The 17,702-nt window shown below is 49.3% G+C and carries 15 protein-coding genes and 1 riboswitch; of the genes, 4 read left to right on the top strand and 11 right to left on the bottom strand.

Annotation, left to right across the window (positions count from 1 at the left end; translation table 11 throughout):
* Together purK and purE are read right to left on the bottom strand one after the other, a co-directional pair.
* Positions 1-1,176, bottom strand: coding sequence for a 5-(carboxyamino)imidazole ribonucleotide synthase (purK, locus tag MHI37_RS04120; protein WP_076338721.1), 1,176 nt, complete (start codon positions 1,174-1,176; stop codon positions 1-3).
* Positions 1,173-1,658 (bottom strand): 5-(carboxyamino)imidazole ribonucleotide mutase, encoded by a 486-nt coding sequence (purE, locus tag MHI37_RS04115; RefSeq protein ID WP_076338720.1) that lies wholly within the window; start codon positions 1,656-1,658, stop codon positions 1,173-1,175. Before purE ends, purK begins: the two co-directional genes overlap by 4 nt.
* A 294-nt stretch (positions 1,659-1,952) precedes the next feature.
* Positions 1,953-2,052: riboswitch (purine riboswitch) on the bottom strand.
* 672 nt (positions 2,053-2,724) lie between these two features.
* Between purE and MHI37_RS04110 the strand changes: the two genes are divergently transcribed.
* The gene (locus MHI37_RS04110; RefSeq protein ID WP_076338719.1) at positions 2,725-4,002 is read left to right on the top strand and encodes a LysM peptidoglycan-binding domain-containing protein; all 1,278 of its coding nucleotides are present in this window, start codon (positions 2,725-2,727) and stop codon (positions 4,000-4,002) included.
* Between the two features lie 147 nt (positions 4,003-4,149).
* Here MHI37_RS04110 and MHI37_RS04105 read toward each other — a convergent pair whose 3' ends face one another.
* From MHI37_RS04105 to MHI37_RS04070, 8 genes are all read right to left on the bottom strand, one after another.
* Complete coding sequence (locus MHI37_RS04105) at positions 4,150-4,719, bottom strand: nitroreductase (RefSeq protein ID WP_076338718.1); 570 nt, start codon at positions 4,717-4,719, stop codon at positions 4,150-4,152.
* A 236-nt stretch (positions 4,720-4,955) separates the two neighbouring features.
* The gene (locus tag MHI37_RS04100) at positions 4,956-6,140 is read right to left on the bottom strand and encodes a M20 family metallopeptidase (protein WP_076338717.1); all 1,185 of its coding nucleotides are present in this window, start codon (positions 6,138-6,140) and stop codon (positions 4,956-4,958) included.
* A complete protein-coding gene (gene sdaAA / locus MHI37_RS04095; protein WP_083676453.1) occupies positions 6,137-7,072 on the bottom strand; it encodes an L-serine ammonia-lyase, iron-sulfur-dependent, subunit alpha in 936 nt (311 codons plus the stop codon). The genes MHI37_RS04100 and sdaAA overlap by 4 nt, the downstream gene beginning before the upstream one ends.
* Complete coding sequence (gene sdaAB, locus MHI37_RS04090; RefSeq protein ID WP_076338758.1) at positions 7,069-7,752, bottom strand: L-serine ammonia-lyase, iron-sulfur-dependent subunit beta; 684 nt, start codon at positions 7,750-7,752, stop codon at positions 7,069-7,071. Before sdaAB ends, sdaAA begins: the two co-directional genes overlap by 4 nt.
* 23 nt (positions 7,753-7,775) lie before the next feature.
* The gene (locus tag MHI37_RS04085) at positions 7,776-8,861 is read right to left on the bottom strand and encodes a dihydrodipicolinate synthase family protein (RefSeq protein WP_076338716.1); all 1,086 of its coding nucleotides are present in this window, start codon (positions 8,859-8,861) and stop codon (positions 7,776-7,778) included.
* Positions 8,862-9,878 carry an NAD(P)-dependent oxidoreductase gene (locus MHI37_RS04080; RefSeq protein WP_076338715.1) on the bottom strand — a complete coding sequence of 339 codons (1,017 nt, stop codon included), beginning with the start codon at positions 9,876-9,878 and terminating at the stop codon, positions 8,862-8,864.
* Between the two features lie 667 nt (positions 9,879-10,545).
* On the bottom strand, positions 10,546-11,514 hold the full coding sequence (msrA, locus tag MHI37_RS04075; RefSeq protein WP_144023760.1) for a peptide-methionine (S)-S-oxide reductase MsrA: 969 nt from the start codon (positions 11,512-11,514) through the stop codon (positions 10,546-10,548).
* A gap of 266 nt (positions 11,515-11,780) precedes the next feature.
* Positions 11,781-13,535 carry a stalk domain-containing protein gene (locus tag MHI37_RS04070; protein WP_076338713.1) on the bottom strand — a complete coding sequence of 585 codons (1,755 nt, stop codon included), beginning with the start codon at positions 13,533-13,535 and terminating at the stop codon, positions 11,781-11,783.
* A gap of 254 nt (positions 13,536-13,789) precedes the next feature.
* On the opposite strand from MHI37_RS04070, the gene MHI37_RS04065 reads away from it, so the two are divergent.
* The 3 genes from MHI37_RS04065 (at position 13,790) to MHI37_RS04055 (ending at position 16,351) form a co-directional block, all read left to right on the top strand.
* On the top strand, positions 13,790-14,230 hold the full coding sequence (locus MHI37_RS04065) for a hypothetical protein (RefSeq protein ID WP_256710642.1): 441 nt from the start codon (positions 13,790-13,792) through the stop codon (positions 14,228-14,230).
* On the top strand, positions 14,227-15,303 hold the full coding sequence (locus MHI37_RS04060; protein WP_076338712.1) for a phosphodiester glycosidase family protein: 1,077 nt from the start codon (positions 14,227-14,229) through the stop codon (positions 15,301-15,303). Before MHI37_RS04065 ends, MHI37_RS04060 begins: the two co-directional genes overlap by 4 nt.
* Positions 15,304-15,403: 100 nt before the next feature.
* Entirely contained in the window at positions 15,404-16,351 is a 948-nt protein-coding gene (locus MHI37_RS04055) for a proline dehydrogenase family protein (protein ID WP_076338711.1), read from the top strand.
* A 364-nt stretch (positions 16,352-16,715) separates the two neighbouring features.
* Here MHI37_RS04055 and MHI37_RS04050 read toward each other — a convergent pair whose 3' ends face one another.
* Positions 16,716-17,687 carry a metallophosphoesterase family protein gene (locus tag MHI37_RS04050; protein ID WP_256710641.1) on the bottom strand — a complete coding sequence of 324 codons (972 nt, stop codon included), beginning with the start codon at positions 17,685-17,687 and terminating at the stop codon, positions 16,716-16,718.
* Between the last annotated feature and the right edge of the window lie 15 nt (positions 17,688-17,702).

Here is a 17,702-nt window from a genome sequence, read left to right as displayed (position 1 = left end):
TCACACCTTCCAAATAGTCGTTTCTTCAATCCAGGTCAGCGCGGCGTCAGTGCTCTCTGCCAAAACATTGACATGACCCATTTTTCGCTTAACAACAGCATCCTTTTTCCCGTACAAATGCACCTTCGGCGCTACCTTCAAACGCTCCGCAGCAGCATCCTGCTCCGCCATCAGTTCCAGAAGCGGTGCGACATGCTGTCCAAGCACATTGACCATAACAACTGGACTCATCAGCGTCGTGTCGCCAAGCGGCAGGTTGCAAACGGCGCGAACATGCTGCTCGAACTGCGACGTTCGGCAAGCCTCCATCGTATAATGTCCGCTGTTATGCGGGCGCGGCGCCAGCTCATTCACGAACAGCTCACCTTCCGCCGTAACAAATAGCTCCACTGCGATCAAGCCGACTGCGCCAAGCCCCTCTGCAATTCGAATCGCAAGCTGCTCAGCTTCTCGCTGCAGCTCGTCGCTGATTCTTGCGGGAACGATAGACAAATGCAATATATTATCGACGTGTATATTTTCCGCAGCAGGGAACACTTTAATTTCCCCACGAGGACTTCTCGCCGCTATAACTGATAATTCCTTTTCAAAACGAATGAACTGCTCAAGCACCAGCTGAACTCTCGCACGCGAGAGCGTCTCATACGCCTCTTCGATTTCATCTTCGCTGCGGATGACCCACTGTCCTTTGCCGTCGTAGCCGCCCATTGCCGTCTTCAGCACACAAGGTGTTCCGAAGGCTGCAACGGCCTCGCGAAGCTCGTCCACGCTGCTAATCTCGCGGTAAGGGGCTACCTTCACGCCCGCTGCTTCAATCGCCCGCTTCTCGCGAAGACGATGCTGCGTCGTATAGAGCAGCTCGCTGCCTTGCGGCACATAGGATTCCTTCATCAGCATCGCTGCCACTTCGGCATCGACATTCTCGAACTCATACGTGATAACATCTGAGCGCTTTGCAAGCTCGCGAGCCGCCTCATGATTATCATAAGCGCCGATAATTTGATCAGCAACCTGTCCCGTTGGCGAATCTGGCGTCGGATCCAGCGCAACAAATCGATAGCCCATCGCACTGCCCGCATTCGCCATCATTCGACCTAGCTGGCCGCCGCCAAGAATGCCGATCGTGCTGCCAGGCAGCAGCGCTCTGAGTGGCTGCTTGTCTGCTTCACCGCTCATAGCGTCTCACTGCTTTCCAGCACTTCCTGCTTCACGCGCTCGCGGCGTGCTTCCACGCGCGCTTGCACCTCGGGATCGAACGCTCCGAGCATTTGTGCTGCCAGCAATCCCGCGTTCGTTGCTCCCGCATTGCCGATTGCCACAGTAGCTACCGGAATGCCGCCTGGCATTTGAACGATGGAGAGCAGAGAATCGAGTCCGCTCAAATTCGAGGATTTAACGGGAACGCCAATAACCGGCAATATCGTCTTTGCAGCGACCATGCCGGGCAAATGTGCAGCTCCGCCAGCACCGGCAATAATTACCTTAAGCCCGCGCTCTACTGCTGTTTCCGCGTATTCAAACATTAAATCCGGAGTCCGATGTGCCGAAACGACCTTTTTCTCATAAGGAATTTGCAATTCCTCCAACACGTCGCAAGCTAATTTCATTGTGTCCCAATCCGATTTGCTGCCCATGATGACGCCCACCTTCGCAGACATGCGATCAAACCCACTTTCATATATAAGATTTTAAATCATTAAACCTCGTCGTCTCAACGCTGTAAAAACAAAAATAGCCCGTCAGCAGCCACAGTAATATGGGTGTGCCGAAGGACTCAAGCGGAAACGCAAAAGCATAACCAGCATTCTATCAAATGCTTGATCACTCACGCTTCACTTCGATGAAAGCGACTAAAGCTGTGCAGCGAGGCCAATGAGACAATAGAAGGCTGCCCCATAAGAGAGGCCACCTATGTCCCAATCAAGGGCATCGATATGCTGTGCGTTAGCTTCATGACGATTCATCTTGCTCGTAGTCCGAAAATTAAGGTTTCCGGGTAGAAACATTCAGGCCTGATCCCAAATATATACGAGATGACTTTTTAATAAGAAGAAACGATTTCGTCGTCCTTGTCTAAGGACAAGAAGTTTCTCCCAAAAATATAGGCGGAGTATACATGTGAAACTTATACTTTCCTATATTTCAAGGTGAAACGGCTGTCGCCTGCTTCTAGCAGAGCAAGCTCGTTTCCCTGTGATATATAAGCTGAGTATAGCGGAAGCTTATACTTTATTATCATTAAATAAATGCATTTAACCTAATCATTACGTTTCATTCTATATGCTTCACAGCTGCCCCTCTTCGAGGTGATTCGACATTTTTCTACACGTCGGCAGTATGCTCTGCTTCAAGCCTATTCTAGTTTATCTAATCCCCAAACTACTGTCAATGAAATACGAACATTAAAAGAGAATGTTTTATAATGGTTCGTTTTTTTGAAAGAATTGATCGAAAATTCAAATAGGAATACTCAAATTAACGTATAACGACGGCAAACATTTTCCAATAAAGCATCAACTTCGCTCCTCCAGCCACCCAGCTCCTGCATATAGCCGCTTATACTCTCGAAAACCTAGCCTTGCCAAAGGTGGGCAGCGCTTTAATTATTTATAGGATTACCGCCCTGCATGAAGACTATCCTCTATCCGCTATTCTATACAGACTAGAAATCACTTTACTTGAATACAGATAAATAAATGTCTTTAAAAGGGAGGTTAACAAACGGTGCAGATTCATGTCGTGCAGCGGGGAGATACGCTCTATAAGCTGGGGCAAAAATTCGATGTTACCGTAAATGAAATCGCTGATGCCAATGGTTTAAACGATCAGAGCCTGCTCGTCATCGGCCAATCGATTATTATTCCTACAGAAGCAGGCACTCATAAGGTGCTCGCAGGCGAAACGTTATGGCTCATTGCCCGCCGATACGGGGTTACGCTGCAGGAACTTGCCCATTTTAATCAAATTGCTAACCCCGCCCTCATTTATCCTGGGCAAACTATTGTTATTCCACAGCCGGCACGGCCTACGATTGAGGTGAACGCCTACACTGAGAAATTCGGAGCTGCCGGTATCGCAATTATCGATGAAATCGGACCGTACTTAACGTACCTAAGCCCATTCAGTTACCGTGTACAAGCAGACGGCTCCATGATTCCCCTAGATGATTCAGCCATTATAAAAGCCGCATACGATCAGAAGGTAGCACCGATGATGGTCATTACTAATTTTGAAAATGGTACCTTCAGTCCGGATATCGCTCATACGATTCTGAATGAATCCACTCTCCAACAAAAGCTGATTTCCAGCATTGTCGATACGATGAAGCAAAAAGGCTATCTAGCGCTCAATGTCGACTTCGAATACGTTCCGCCCGGTGATCGCGAGCTGTATAACGCATTTTTACAAAACCTTGTGGATCGCCTTCATCCGCTTAATTACCTCGTATCGACCTGTCTCGCTCCAAAGCTTCACGCCGAGCAGACCGGAACCTTGTACGAAGCGCATGACTATCCGGCCCATGGGCGCATCGTTGATTTTGTTATCTTAATGACCTATGAGTGGGGCTGGTCCGGAGGCCCTCCGCGTGCGGTTGCGCCAATAAACGAGGTAAATAAGGTAGTAAGCTATGCCCTTAGCGTTATTCCGCCGCAAAAAGTAATGCTCGGCATGCCTTTGTATGGCTATGATTGGACACTGCCTTACGTGCAAGGCGGCAAATGGGCGCCAACCATCAGTCCGAAGGAAGCGGTGAATCGGGCCGGCAAATACGGCGCTGAAATTAAATACGACGATGAGGGTCAATCACCTTATTACAACTATTATGACGAGGAGGGCCGTGAGCATATCGTTTGGTACGAGGATGCCCGCAGCGTTCAGGCAAAGTTCAACCTTGTAAAGACGTACGGATTACGCGGTGTCAGCTACTGGGTGCTCGGCGTTGCGTTCCCGCAAAACTGGTATGTGCTCGGTGCAAACTTCACCATTAAGAAGCTTGTATAAAGCCGCTAAATCCACTTCATAAGCACCTATGTGGTCTTATCGCGACCCAATGACCGAAATCCGCCACTAATTTGGAACCAAAAAGAGGATGCCCTAGCCAAATTCATGGCTTATGGGCATCCTCTTTTTCAGCAAAGCTGCTTCTGGTTAGACCAGCCATACGGTCTTAGCAGTAGCAGGCATACGTTTCGGCTCTGGAGCAGTCATATCGGGATAACCCAAATAAATAAAGGCTACAATTTGATCCTGCGGGGCAAGGTCAAACGTTTCATTCATCAACGGATGATACATTGGATCACCCGAACGCCAAATCGCACCTAGTCCATTCGCATGAGCTGCGAGCAGCAGATTTTGGACTGCTGCTTGAGCTGCAGCGAGCTCCTCCGCAAGCACTGCGCGCGGATCGTCCGACGGCGAGCATACGGCTGCAATAATGACGGGTGCGCGGTACGCCTTGGTGCGCTCCTTCGCCATTCGATCCTCAAGCGCCTGTCCGCTTAGCTCAGGTACAAGCGAAGCGGATACGCGTGCGTAACCTTCAGCAAGCCTTGCTCTTCCTTCGCCGCTCATTACAATAAATGACCATGGCTGCGTATTATGATGGCTTGGCGCCCAAACGGCCGCATCCAGCAGACGTTCAATAAGAGCGCGATCAACCGGATCCTGCTTTACTCTGCCTATTGTTCTCCGTGTTCGAATTGCTTCTTCGACGTTCATCTCTCGTTCCTCCTCCGATAAAAAATGAATGTTAGCGGTCTTTCCTAGGCTGCTATTGAAACAAACACCTTTTTCTGTCTGCAGTATTCTATATTATTACTATAATAGTGTACCATTCCTCGCTGTATACAAACAAATAATGCATACATTCTATTAGAGGAAGATTATTTGTGAGCATGGATGAGAGCAATGAAAAACCCGACCCTCTATCGGTCGAGTTTATATGTCGTTCATTATCATTTTTCGTCTACTGGATCAAATGCTGCAAGCCGCCTTAGAGCAATGGAAGCAAGCAGCGAAGCGCCAAGCGGAATGCATTCTTCATTCAGCGTATATCGGGGATGATGCAAGCCATATGCTTCCTCCGGATTGTCCGCGGGGCCCGAGCCCAGCCAGAAGAAGCAGCCGGGCACTTCCTTTAAATAAATAGAAAAATCTTCTCCTGCTAATGTTGGCGCGGCCGTAACTCTACGCTTCGCCCCAATCTCCTGATCGATCGTCCGTTCTACGTGACGGACACATTCATCAACGTTTTGCAGAACGGGCACTTGGCGAATATAACGCAGCTTCGCCTCGCACCGGTAGCCCTCAGCGATTCGCTTCACAGTGCGCTCAATACGCTCCGGCATCGCTTCCTGAACCAAGGGATCAAAGGTGCGTACAGTACCTGTCAATTCTGCCCTTTGCGGGATCACGTTATTAGCATCCCCTGCATGGATACTCCCAACTGTAACAACGACGGGCTCGAAGGGAGAGGTTTCTCGACTAACTATAGTCTGCAGGCCGCCCACAATCGCAGCTGCACACACGATGGGATCATGCGACTGCTCCGGAATAGCGCCATGACCGCCTCTACCTTCAATGGTAAGCTCAAAACGGTCTACCGAGCCCATCATCGATCCATATCGCGTTGCCGCCATACCCGCGGGCAAGGTAGGAAGATTATGAAGGCCGTATATTTCATCTACGCCGGCCAACGCGCCATCCTCGATGATTGCCTTCGCCCCAGCATTCACCTCTTCAGCAGCCTGGAACAACAATCGTACCGTACCCGAAAATTCGCTAGTCTGCAGCAAACGAGCCGCTCCAAGCAGCATCGCGGTATGCGCATCATGACCGCAGGCATGCATGATACCTAAGCGGGATGACGCGAATGGAAGACCGCTCTCCTCATGAATGGGCAGCGCGTCCATGTCGGCGCGCAGAGCGATTACACGGCCCGGCTGGCTCCCGTGCAGATCAGCGATAATACCGTGACCGCCTACCTCGGTTCGGCAAGAAATGCCCCATGCCTCCAACTGACCGGCAACTCTTTTCGCAGTCTCTGATTCCTGGAAACTAAGCTCAGGATATCGATGCAGCTCGCGGCGAATTTCGATGAGCTGCTTAGTAAGGGCATCGTTCTCTTCAAGGATGGTCATGGCTGCGGCTCTACTCCTTTCTTTTGATGCTTTCGGTTATTTGCTCCTGCGCTTGCTCCTTTGCCGTAAAGCTCGCGCATAATGCGCTTGCCTGTCGGCGTCTGCGCAAGTCCCCCTTTGGCGGTCTCCTTGTGCTTATCCGGCATAGCAGCCCCTACCTCAAGCATCACATCAATGACCTCATCGGACGGAATGACGCTTCGAACGCCGGCAAGGGCCATATCTGATGCCGCGAGAGAAGTTACGGCACCGAAGCCGTTACGTACGATACAAGGAATTTCTACCAGCCCGCCCACAGGGTCGCAGATCAAGCCAAGCGAATTTTTAAGCGCAAGGCCAACTGCATGAACCGCCTGCTCCGGCGTTCCTCCACGCAGCTCTGTGAGCGCTCCAGCAGCCATGCCAATAGCCGAACCGATCTCCGCTTGGCAGCCGCCCTCGGCACCAGATATGAAGGAATTATTCGCGATAACGTAGCCGATCGCGCCAGCGGCGAACAAGCCGGTCACAAGCTTCTCGTCCTCCCAGCCCCAGCGCTCCTGCGCGCTTACGAATACGCCGGGAATAATTCCGCAAGAGCCGGCTGTAGGCGTTGCGATAATTCTCCCCATGGAGGCATTCACCTCGGAAACCGAGAGTGCGTACGCCATCGCTCTGCTTGCATGCTCTCCGAGCGAGGGCTCTCCGCTTTGCAGATGCTCACGTACGCGGACAGCATCTCCGCCAGTCAACCCGCTTCGCGATGGAACCGGCTCATCCAAACCTTTCCTGACCGCCTCTTTCATAATAGTGTAATACTCCAACATTTTAACAAAGACGTCTGCTTCGCTCATATCCGCTTCCTTCGCCTGTTCTGCAAGCATAAGCTCGCCGATGGACAACCCTTCTTGATTGCAGCAAGCGATTAACTCTTTAAGGCTTGCAAATTTCATTCCCTCACCTCATTCGCCGCCAAATCTACTATTGCAATGCGTTTAACCGATGGCATTCGCTCGATCTTCTCGATTAGTTCATCCGAAATAGCCTCATCCGTCTCCATTACGCTTAAGGCGTCGCCCCGGCGACTCTTGCGGTCCACATCCATGTAACCGATATTGACACCTTCCTTGCCAAGCAGGCTCGTCACCTCGCCGAGCATACCAGGACGATCGTTATGGAAGAGGATCATCGTTGGATACAGCATCGTCGCCTTAACATCAAAATCATTAACGCTTGTAATCTCAATATTTCCCCCACCGATAGAAGCACCCATAATCCGGTCCTCACGACCTTCACCTCTCAAAATAAGCAGCGCGGTATTGGGATGGACGGATACATTTTCCCCTTTTCGGAATACGATTCTAACTCCTGCCTCCTCAGCCAGCTTAAGTGCATCCCGAATTCGAGCATCATCCGTATCGAAGTCCAGCAGACCCGCAGCCAAAGCCGAATCAGTGCCATGTCCGCGATACGTTTCAGCGAAAGATTTGTACAGTACAATCTCCGCCTCTTGAGGCAATCCACCGAAAATTTGCCGGGCAACGCGCCCGATGCGAACAGCTCCGGCGGTGTGAGAGCTTGACGGTCCGACCATGCTGGGACCAATTATCGAAAATGTATCCTTAAATCGCATCACATATCCTCGCTTCCGCTTAATCATTTCTTTGAGAGCTCAGACAACCATTCCTGCAAATGGGCAGCCACAAAATCATCGTCATGCAGATGTGGATAATCCCTATACACCCGCTCGATTTCATCTGCCTGACCCGGTGAAAGCTGCTCATGCGGATTCAGGCACCAAGTGCCCTTCATTAATCCCTGACGGCGAAGCACCTCGTGAATGCCGGGAATACAGCCTGCAAACTGATGCGCTGGATCAAAGAATGCCGCATTAGAATCTGTTACCTCGACGTTTCGAGTCAGCCACTCTTTGCTATACTGCTCATCGTCACGATGCCGCTTGATTTCCTCCATAAGCTCCACAGCCTTATGCGTCCATACAGCCCAGTGGCCCAGCAGTCCACCGACAATTCGCTTAGCAACAGGTGTTCCTTCTACATTGAAGCGGTAGGTTGTCAGCAGATCATTAACGATGTTATCGTCATTGCCGGTATAGAGAGCAATTTCGTCACGGCGGCTGGAGTAGCAAACGGCGCGAACGACATCGATTGTCTGGTAACGATTGAATGGTGCCATCTTGATAGCGACAACATTAGGAATCTCTGCAAACGCCCGCCAGAAGTCAAAGCTTAAAATTTTGCCACCAACAGAAGGCTGCAAATAAAAACCGATTACCGGAATCTGCTGCGCAATCTGCTCCGTACGCTTCAGCAAATCCGACTCGCTTAGATCAGCAAGGCCTCCCATGCTGAGCAAGGCTGCATCGTAGCCAAGTTTTAGAGCTATCTTCGTCTCAGCCAGCGCTTGCTCTGTCGGTCCGCAAATGCCCGCAACCTTTATAAACGGTCGATCCAGCTTCGCCTTGTCGATTTCCTCCGCCGCCATCCGCAGCACCGGCTCGAATAAGTTGAATTCGCTGTCGCGTATTTCGAACTGAGTGGAGTGAACGCCAACCGCCATTCCTCCCGCTCCAGATGCGGCATAATAGCGAGTCAAGGCCCGTTGATGCCGCTCATCCAGCTTGCGATTCTCATCCAGCGCCAAAGGATGGGCGGGAATCACAAGCCCCTCGAAGAGCGCCTTCTTCAGCTCAGGCGATAAGGTTTGTTTTGGTGCATGCACTTAGAATTTCCCCTTTCTCTCTTGAAAATGTGTCGGTTTATTCCAAGTGTGTCCGCCAGCCTTAACCCACTCTGCTGTCCAATCGATCATTTGCAGCATGGATACCCGCGGATAACCGAACAGCTGATGGGATTTTGAAGCATTATTTAGCAGTGCTGTATCCGACTCCTGACCCTCGAACAGCACTTCCTTGCCTAATCGGCTTGCAAGCTCCTTCGCAGCCCAGCGTATCGACATCGTCTCCGGTCCTGTTACATTAACGATGGATGGAGGGCTTGAGCATTGCGTCAGGCAGCGAAGCGCCATTTCATTAGCATCCCCCTGCCAAATGATATTTGCATGCCCCATCGACAGATTGATCGCGCGTCCTTCATTTACCGATCTGGCCAGCTCCAGCAGTACGCCATAGCGCATATCAATCGCATAGTTGAGACGATAGATGGTCATTGGCGTTCCATTCTGATGAGCAAAATATTCAAATACCCGCTCGCGTCCCAAGCAAGACTGAGCATATTCCCCCAGCGGCTCGGGCACGATCGATTCGTTCGCACCGCCGCTGCCCACAGGCAAGAACGGATAAACGTTGCCGGAAGAGAATACTACAATTCTCGAATCCTTATATTTTTCAGCTACTCTCCCTGGCAGATAAGCATTCATCGCCCAAGTAAAGTATTCGCGTCCAGTCGTGCCGAACTTGTTACCGGCCATATAAATAACATTTTGCACACGAGGCAAGCTCTTCAACTCTTCATCATTCAAAAGATCACAGGAGATCGTCTCCACGCCTGCCTCCTCAAGCTCGCGCCGCGCCTCCTCGTTGGAGAAACGGGATACGCCAATAACCCGTTTGCTCGCGCCTCCCTCACGAATCGCATTGACTGCGAGTCTTGCAAGACTCGGACCCATCTTGCCTCCTACTCCCAGTATGATGATATCTCCATCCATTTTACTTAAATCAGCAATCAGCTCTGCCGATGGCTTCGCCAGCTGTTCCTCTAATTGTTCGATTGTATTCAAATTCCTTTCGCCTCCTAATAAATTGATTTCTTGCCTTCATAATAACGGTGAATTCGATATAAAGACAAATCTTTAAATTGTCTTTATATCGGAAAGCATTGTCTTAAAAAAGATAGAGAGAATTACGCCTAATTGATAAATAGGCGTAACCCTCTCCCTCCCCAAGCCTACAATAACGTTACTTTGAAGCCGCCTGAATCGCGCCGAATGCCCAATGACTGGAAGGTACGTCCTGCCAATCAGCTGCAGCATCCTCAGCAGGTTCAATGCCTTTATCAATTTCTAGGACATCAAAAGTGTTACATGTCGCTGCTCGGCAATGATGCACATGACTTTCCAGAGCATATACGTGCTGTAAGCTATCCGTTTCTGGATCGTTGGTTGAAGGAGGAAACTAACATATAATAGAAGAATGCGGAGGATAACTCCCTGCTCAATCCGGACATACATCCGAAGGACTATAACATTTATCAAGAGATGCTGCCCTATGCACATTGAATTAGATTGACTTGACCCTCCCTAGCTGTGGTGGGAGTACAAAAAAAGGGCTGTCTCAAAAGTCATGATGACTAGAGACAGCCCTTACTATTGAATATCGTTATCGTACGCGATTGAACCGGGGATTCCGAAGAAATTTAGAGAAAGTATGGCGAAATATTATACTTTCCTATATTTGAACAAACAAAGAAGCATACTCGCCATAGCCTTCCGCTTCCAGCTTGTCTTTTGGGATAAATTTAAGCGAAGCAGAGTTAATGCAATAGCGCAGCCCGTTCGGACCTGGACCGTCATTAAACACATGACCTAAATGCGAATCTGCTTGGCGGCTCCTCACTTCTGTGCGGACCATGCCGTGCGTGGTGTCCACCACCTCATTGACATTATGGTTAATAATAGGTTGTGTAAAGCTAGGCCAGCCGCAGTGGGAATCAAATTTCTCTTTCGATGTAAATAGAGGCTCTCCCGACACAATGTCCACATAAAGCCCCTCTTCTTTATAATCCCAAAATTCATTTTGAAACGGTCTTTCTGTAGCGTTATTTTGAGTGACTTCATACTGTATCGGCGTGAGATTCTTTTTAAGCTCCGCAGCGTCTTTTTTTACAGCCCAATGCTTATCGATGAACTTATCCCTCCCCGAGCCACTCCGGTATGATTTATAACGATACGGATTTTTCTTATGAAAATCCTGATGATATTCTTCAGCCTCATAAAACGTCTCTGCACGAGAGATCTCGGTCACAATCGGCTTTGTAAATCTACCGCTTTGTTCAAGCTCTACTTTCGATTGTTCCGCTAAACTTTTTTGCTCGTCTGTATGATAAAAAATAGCTGAGCGATAAGAAGATCCTTTATCAAAAAACTGCCCCTCAGGGTCTGTTGGATCAATTTGCTGCCAAAAGATGTCGAGGAGCTTCTTATATGGCATGATGCTTGGATTATATTCTATTTGAATGGCCTCTGCGTGACCTGTTGTTTCAGAGCAAACCTCCTCATATGTAGGGTTAATGGTATGCCCTCCAGTATAGCCCGAAACTACACGAATGATGCCAGGCATTTCCTCAAAGGGCGTTACCATGCACCAAAAGCATCCTCCTGCAAACGTAGCCAGCTCATTATTTTGCGAAATCACAATATCATCTCCTCTTTATCATCTTTTCGTAAATGTCTATCCCATTCATAACTTCTTATATCTATTATACATGACCAAGTGAGTGATTCACACAAGGTGAAACGGCTGTCGCCGTCCTTTGGCGGCGCGGCGCGTTTCATTCCGGAGAAATGTAGAGAAAGTAGTGCGAATGATCTGCTTTCCTATATTTCAAGGTGAAACGGCTGTCCTATATTTTTAAAAAAAGGGAAGGCGCACCGCTCGCAAGCGGCACACCCTCCCTTTACGCTTTATTTAAAATCTGATTCCGGAAAAAATACGAATAAGATCGGCAATGAGCTAGCTCCTGGTGAAGAATATTCAATAACGACCTCCGGCGGTGTTTGCAGTCCTGCATTTCCTTCAGGTCTCACTTGGGTATAAATCAAAGCACCCTCGCCTACCTTCACATGACCGCCAGTCGGCACAGACACCACTTTATCATTTACCTTGAGCGCACCTTGGAAAATACCCGCACGCGGATTCAAAATAATTCGTGTACCGTAAGCTACATTCTTCAGCTTAATCGTTGTCACAGCGCCATATTCCCCGCCGTTTATCGTCATTCCGCCTGTCAATGCATCTACGCCTGCCATAGCGGGACCACGCTGACCAAGACGCAGCTTGCTTTTCGTTGCACCAATTTTCTCATTCACTATAATTAACTGATCCGTATCAAAAAATTTACCGCGGTTTCCGACTTTCTCAAGCGGCTCCAGAATGGACGCAGCGCTGACTGAATCAGTGTACTCCCTAAGAGACATCGTAGTAAATGTCAATTTGCCATCCATATCTACGTCCAGCAGAGCTGAGAAGCCTTCATCCGGCTTCATGATCATGGTTTCCATTTCTGGCAGCAGCACCTGCGAGGTACCCGGTTCAATAATAAGCTCGCGAGGAGCCGAATTCGCAAAGTATCTTGTTATCGCCATAGAACCGAATTGCAGCGCACTTGTGCTTGGTCCCGCTAGACCACGGTTGCCAATCGTCAGCTTAACGCTTTCGCTTTCATTATTCGTAACAACAACCGCCAGCTTTAGACGTTCAGCCGATCCATTGCGGTGATGAATGAAAATACGGCTCGGATCGTTTAAAGTATCCTCATAAAGCAAACCCTCGTCAAAGAAACGCTCTGGCGCATTTGACATGTATAAGGTGCGCCCTGTTTTGGATTCTACCGTTGCTACCTCATTAAAGGTGTTCATCAGCGCGCCATCGACAACAAATTTGTCTCCAGCATTACCATACCGCATGTAATATTCATAAGGCGTATACATGACTTCATCAAGAACATTAATTTCTTGTGCGTACACCTCACTGCTCAATCCCTCGTTATCGATAACGCTTTGTGTAACCGTATAGACTCCTGGCTCAAAATAAGTACTCTTGCGCCCGGTCCATTCCGTCTTCGCAATTTTTCCATCTGGATCATAACTGAAATCCCTGAATTCGATAGGCTCGCCCAGCTTAACCTCTAGCGGAGCCTCGAAGCCCGCCACTGGCGCTACGTTCGGCTCAGGTTCAATCGTAATCGTGATTTGGTTAAGCACCGCATTAAACTTATAGTCCGCATTCCAGAGCAGCTTAACCGCAGAAAGTGGAACATGTATCGTTCCGTTGATTAGTAGAGCCGCATTTGGCATAACCATATACTTGCCATTGCGCTTTGTCCCGCGCATATCAACATTCAAGGTCACCTTATTAAAATAAGTATCAATATGAGTGCCTAAGCTATCATTATAGACGCTCGCCCCTACAGAGTTCGCAAGCACGCGAGCTGGAATCATCGTGACCCCTTTGACTACTGGCAGCGGTGTTACGAGCTGCTGCGTCTTCCCATTTACTACCGCCTGTTTCGAACCATGTACGAATACCAGATTGGCCGGCTGACGCTCTGCTGCATCCGCTCGCTCCCCAGCACCAAGCCCTGCCCCTATAAGTGAAACTAATAAACTTGCAATCATAATTCGTTTCACCAAACGTTTGATCAAATTCTCTCTCTTCATCGCAATCTCCCTCCGATTTGCAACATCGGCTGCTGCATCTCCTATGGTTAGACGCAGATAGAGTAGAGAATGTTCCGCACATATTAAATATTTACATTAAATTTCCACATAGTGCTAAGGACAGCTACTATTCTCTTTGTTACAATAAGATGACATTCGCAACTATTTGCCCGCAATAGAAGTCTAAATTAAGGTATACCATGCTTGCAGCTCGTTCATCCGATCTTTGTGCAAGTGACCAACAGGAGAGGTGAATGAATAGAATGAGTGATATGATTTTGGAGCAACGCACTGCAAGTCAATACGACAAAAAAACACGAAGGAAGAAAGGCAACCGTACGTTTTTCCTTTTTGTCTGCATATGGATCATTATTATCTGCTCCGGCATACTCGGTGCCAAATGGTATGCCGAACGGATGCAGCAGACGCTTTCCGCTGATCTGGAGAGGCAAACTGCCAGTCAAATTACAGCTATGCAGCAAGCCTATGAGGCGCGGATGCTGCAGCTTGAGACGAATTACACGACTGATCTTGCCGAGCTGAAGGCTAAGGTTGATGCACTTAATGAACTGCTCACGTTCACGAAGGATAACGCAGATTCCAAAACCGATAATAGCAATAAGCTTTACACGCAGTTGAATGAAGTGAAAAAACAGCTGAACGAGCTTCAGAAAAGCTTGGATGTGCTCAAATGAACCTGACAGTCAAAGCTCTAAACCGTACAGCGCTGCTTGCTTGCGCACCTTTTATTGGCATGATGATTTGGCTGCTCTTGTCCGATACTGTTATTCAATTATCTAATGAAGCATTTCCAAAGCCCGTAACCGAGCAGGCAAAACCTCCTGAAGCAGACATTATGCCTGCAGCCAAGGGGCTAGAGCTTGCCCAGCAAACCGCATCACAGACACGCGAATCGATTCAAAAACAAATCAAGCTATATCATGAAACGAATGAAGATATGGCGAAAATTTCATCCATTGCGGCTGCACAAGCAAAGCGACCGCTTCTAATCTATGATCGCAATATTACTAGCAAGCTGGGCAAAGTATCCGAAACGATCGAATCGGACAAGCTGAGAGCACAGCTCTTCTACATAAAAGCAGAGAACTTCTCAGCCTATGCACTGAAGGTGAAGCTGAAGAGCGCAGACGCCATGACGATGACGCTTGGAGAAGATGAGCTGGGTAAAGCTGAGACAACGCTCGCTGCTGTGAAACGCAACAACGCAGTCGCAGGAGTCAATGCAGGCGGCTTCGCCGATGGCGGCGGCAAGCGTTACCCGTTGAGTACAACGATTGTGGACGGCAGTTATGCTACGGGCTTTGAGCCGCCCCATGCCAATTTATTTTTTGTCGGTTTAAACGATCAGAACGAGCTGATCGGCGGGAAGTTCGCGACCAAAGAGCAGCTTAATGCCAAAAAACCAAAATTTGGCGCCTCGTTTGTGCCTGTCCTGCTGCGCGGCGAAGCTCCGCAGCCAATTCCGGCTAAATGGCAAACGAGTCCAAAGCGCGCTCCGCGAACGGTTATTGCCAACTATAAGGATGACCAGCTCCTCTTTCTTGTGGCCGATGGTTATGACGAGACGGGCAGCTCTGGCGCAACACTTGAAGAAATGCAGCTGCTGCTGCAGCGCTATGGCGCTGTTGACGGCTATAATTTGGATGGCGGCGGCTCTTCTTCGCTTATTTTTAACGGCCGCGTCATCAATAAGCCTTCCGATGGCAATCTGCGCAAGCTGCCGACGCATTTTCTGTTTTTCAAATAATTAGGCTAGCCTGGCGCTTCGATAATGATTTCTGAATATACTAATACCGAGCTTCCCGATTCAGACTCCTACTAACGTTTTTCGGAAAGGAGCAGCACGGATGGGTATCGGATCGACATGGTATCGCAAATCATTATTGACGGTTACGGGCATGCCTCTAGTAGAGAAGCTTTCTGCTACCCGCTTCGGAAAGAAGCTTGCCAGCCGGTTTATTGCAGGAGAAACCTTAAGCGAGGCTTTGGATGAGATTGAGAAGCTAGGCAAGCTCGGTATTATGGCAACGCTTGACCATCTTGGGGAAGGCATATGCGATATAAGCGAGGCGGAGGCCTACAAAACGCAATATTTGACGCTCATCGAGGGCATTGCAAAACGGAAGGCAAGCTCCAACGTATCATTGAAGCCGACTCAAATGGGACTCGCGCTCGACCAAGCCGCCTGTTACGCCAACATCCGGGAAGTCGTGAAGCATGCGCGTCTCCATCGCAATTTTGTTCGCATCGACATGGAGAACACGCCGTATACCCAGTCCACCATCGATATAGTCAAGCGGCTTCATGCCGAGGGACTGACGAACGTAGGCACTGTGCTGCAGGCTTATTTGTTCCGAACGGAGAAGGATGTCAGGGAATTGCTGCAAGCGCGAATAAGCCTTCGCCTTGTCAAAGGCGCCTACAAGGAGAGCGCAGAGGTTGCTTTTCAGACCAAAGTCGAAGTCATGGATAGCTTCAAAAGCATGATCAAGCAGCATTTGGACAGACGCGCCTACACCGCCATTGCCTCGCATGACGATGAAATCATTAGCTGGACGAAAGCTTACGCACGCTCGCGCCGGATTCCCAAAAACGCTTTTGAATTCCAAATGCTTTATGGTCTCCGAATGAATGAACAGGTGCAGCTTACCAAGGAAGGATATAGGGTTCGCTGCTACGTTCCTTACGGCAGCATGTGGTATCCCTACTTCACCCGCCGTCTTGCGGAGAAGCCTGCAAACCTCATGCTGGTGCTTAAACATATGTCCGGTTTAAAGAAGAATTCCCCTAAGTAGGCCGTCAGAGAAGCGTTAATAAAGCCAAAACAGTCGAGCAGGATCGCTTTCCCTGCCCGACTGTTTTTTTCTATCGATCTTCGTACCAATACCCTTTGATCCCCTTCTCTAACCGAAGGTAGCGACTGCTTTGCCTGAAGTGATCTTCGCTTCCTTCGCTTTGTTATCGTTGGAAGCATGTCTTTCTCGGAAGTATAGGGAATGACGCCTTATTTCAACCTCATAAGGTTCGGCCTTTGTCCTTGAATCTCCTCTACCTGAATTTGAGCAGACTCTTTTTCCGCAAAAAAAAGATGTCCCGCATTCCTAAGAATTTTCGGGACATCGATGCCTCTTCAGGCTATTTTAATTAGACATGCTTGCATTAAACGTTATCCGGCCGATGCTCCGGCTGCTGCAAGGCGACCGAGCCGTCATCAAGGCGCAGCCATGATTCCACTTTCCGTTCGTTTTCGGTCAGGCGGATCACGCGGGCGCCACGCGGGAAGCCTTCCTTGCCGTAAGTATTATAGCCTGTTGCGCGCCCGTAATAAAGACGAATTCCGTAAAGCTCTCCCCAATAGTCATTCGTATGGTCATGGCCGCAGAACGTTGCCATGACGTCTCCCTGCGCCAGCATCGCCGAGAAGAAGCCAGCTTGCGTCCTTGCCGCGCATACATCCTCATGCTTGTTGCCATAGCATACTTCCCGGTCCCACACTTCTTGGTATTCGGGCAGCGGGATGTGGAAAAATGCGAGTGCCGGCAATGCTGCGCCTTGCTTCCAAGCCTTCCACTCCTTGGATCGCTCCATGTACCACTGCACTTGATCATGCTGAATCCAATCGTAGCCGGGTACGCCAGGCAGCTTGGAATAATCGCCGGAGTCCAGGCAGTAAAGCACGGCGGCCGCTTGATCGTTGTCAGACCCGAGTACAGGTAATGCGTAGTTGCCTGTGCCATGGATATCTCGCGGTCCCGGTTCTGCAAAGGTTTGAGCGTGCTTTAACACCTCGCCCATCAGCTCATCGCGGGTAATATCGTTCTCCGTATCGTGGTTGCCGAATACGATGCCCCATGGAATGCCGCGCTGCTCGGCTGCGGCAACCGCATCCCGAAACGCTTGAAGCGGATCTTGGCATAAGACTGCTCCGTCTGAACCTCTGCCCGTGTAAATGACATCTCCTGTAAACATGACAAAATCCGGTTGCTCTGCCTCAAGCACAAGCTCCATCGCAGCTTTGGAACGCAAATCTAAATCCGATCCGTCCTGCCAATGAATATCTGTAAACTGGACAATTGTAAAAGTGCCGTCTTTGCGAAAACGAAGCTCTTTGGCGTTTTCCATCTTCATCATTATTCCCTCTCCGTT

The organism is Paenibacillus sp. FSL H8-0548 (assembly GCF_038630985.1).
Classification (GTDB): Bacteria; Bacillota; Bacilli; order Paenibacillales; family Paenibacillaceae; genus Pristimantibacillus.
Note: the sequence above shows the minus strand (reverse complement) of the source record. Positions and strands in the feature narration are given on the sequence as shown.

Coding starts and splice junctions, on each gene's coding strand:
- purK (WP_076338721.1), bottom strand. CDS start 1,176: ATGAGCGGTGAAGCAGACAAGCAGCCACTCAGAGCGCTGCTGCCTGGC.
- MHI37_RS04070 (WP_076338713.1), bottom strand. CDS start 13,535: ATGAAGAGAGAGAATTTGATCAAACGTTTGGTGAAACGAATTATGATT.
- MHI37_RS04105 (WP_076338718.1), bottom strand. CDS start 4,719: ATGAACGTCGAAGAAGCAATTCGAACACGGAGAACAATAGGCAGAGTA.
- MHI37_RS04055 (WP_076338711.1), top strand. CDS start 15,404: ATGGGTATCGGATCGACATGGTATCGCAAATCATTATTGACGGTTACG.
- purE (WP_076338720.1), bottom strand. CDS start 1,658: ATGTCTGCGAAGGTGGGCGTCATCATGGGCAGCAAATCGGATTGGGAC.
- sdaAA (WP_083676453.1), bottom strand. CDS start 7,072: ATGAAATTTGCAAGCCTTAAAGAGTTAATCGCTTGCTGCAATCAAGAA.
- MHI37_RS04050 (WP_256710641.1), bottom strand. CDS start 17,687: ATGATGAAGATGGAAAACGCCAAAGAGCTTCGTTTTCGCAAAGACGGC.
- sdaAB (WP_076338758.1), bottom strand. CDS start 7,752: ATGCGATTTAAGGATACATTTTCGATAATTGGTCCCAGCATGGTCGGA.
- MHI37_RS04100 (WP_076338717.1), bottom strand. CDS start 6,140: ATGACCATCCTTGAAGAGAACGATGCCCTTACTAAGCAGCTCATCGAA.
- MHI37_RS04065 (WP_256710642.1), top strand. CDS start 13,790: ATGAATAGAATGAGTGATATGATTTTGGAGCAACGCACTGCAAGTCAA.
- MHI37_RS04060 (WP_076338712.1), top strand. CDS start 14,227: ATGAACCTGACAGTCAAAGCTCTAAACCGTACAGCGCTGCTTGCTTGC.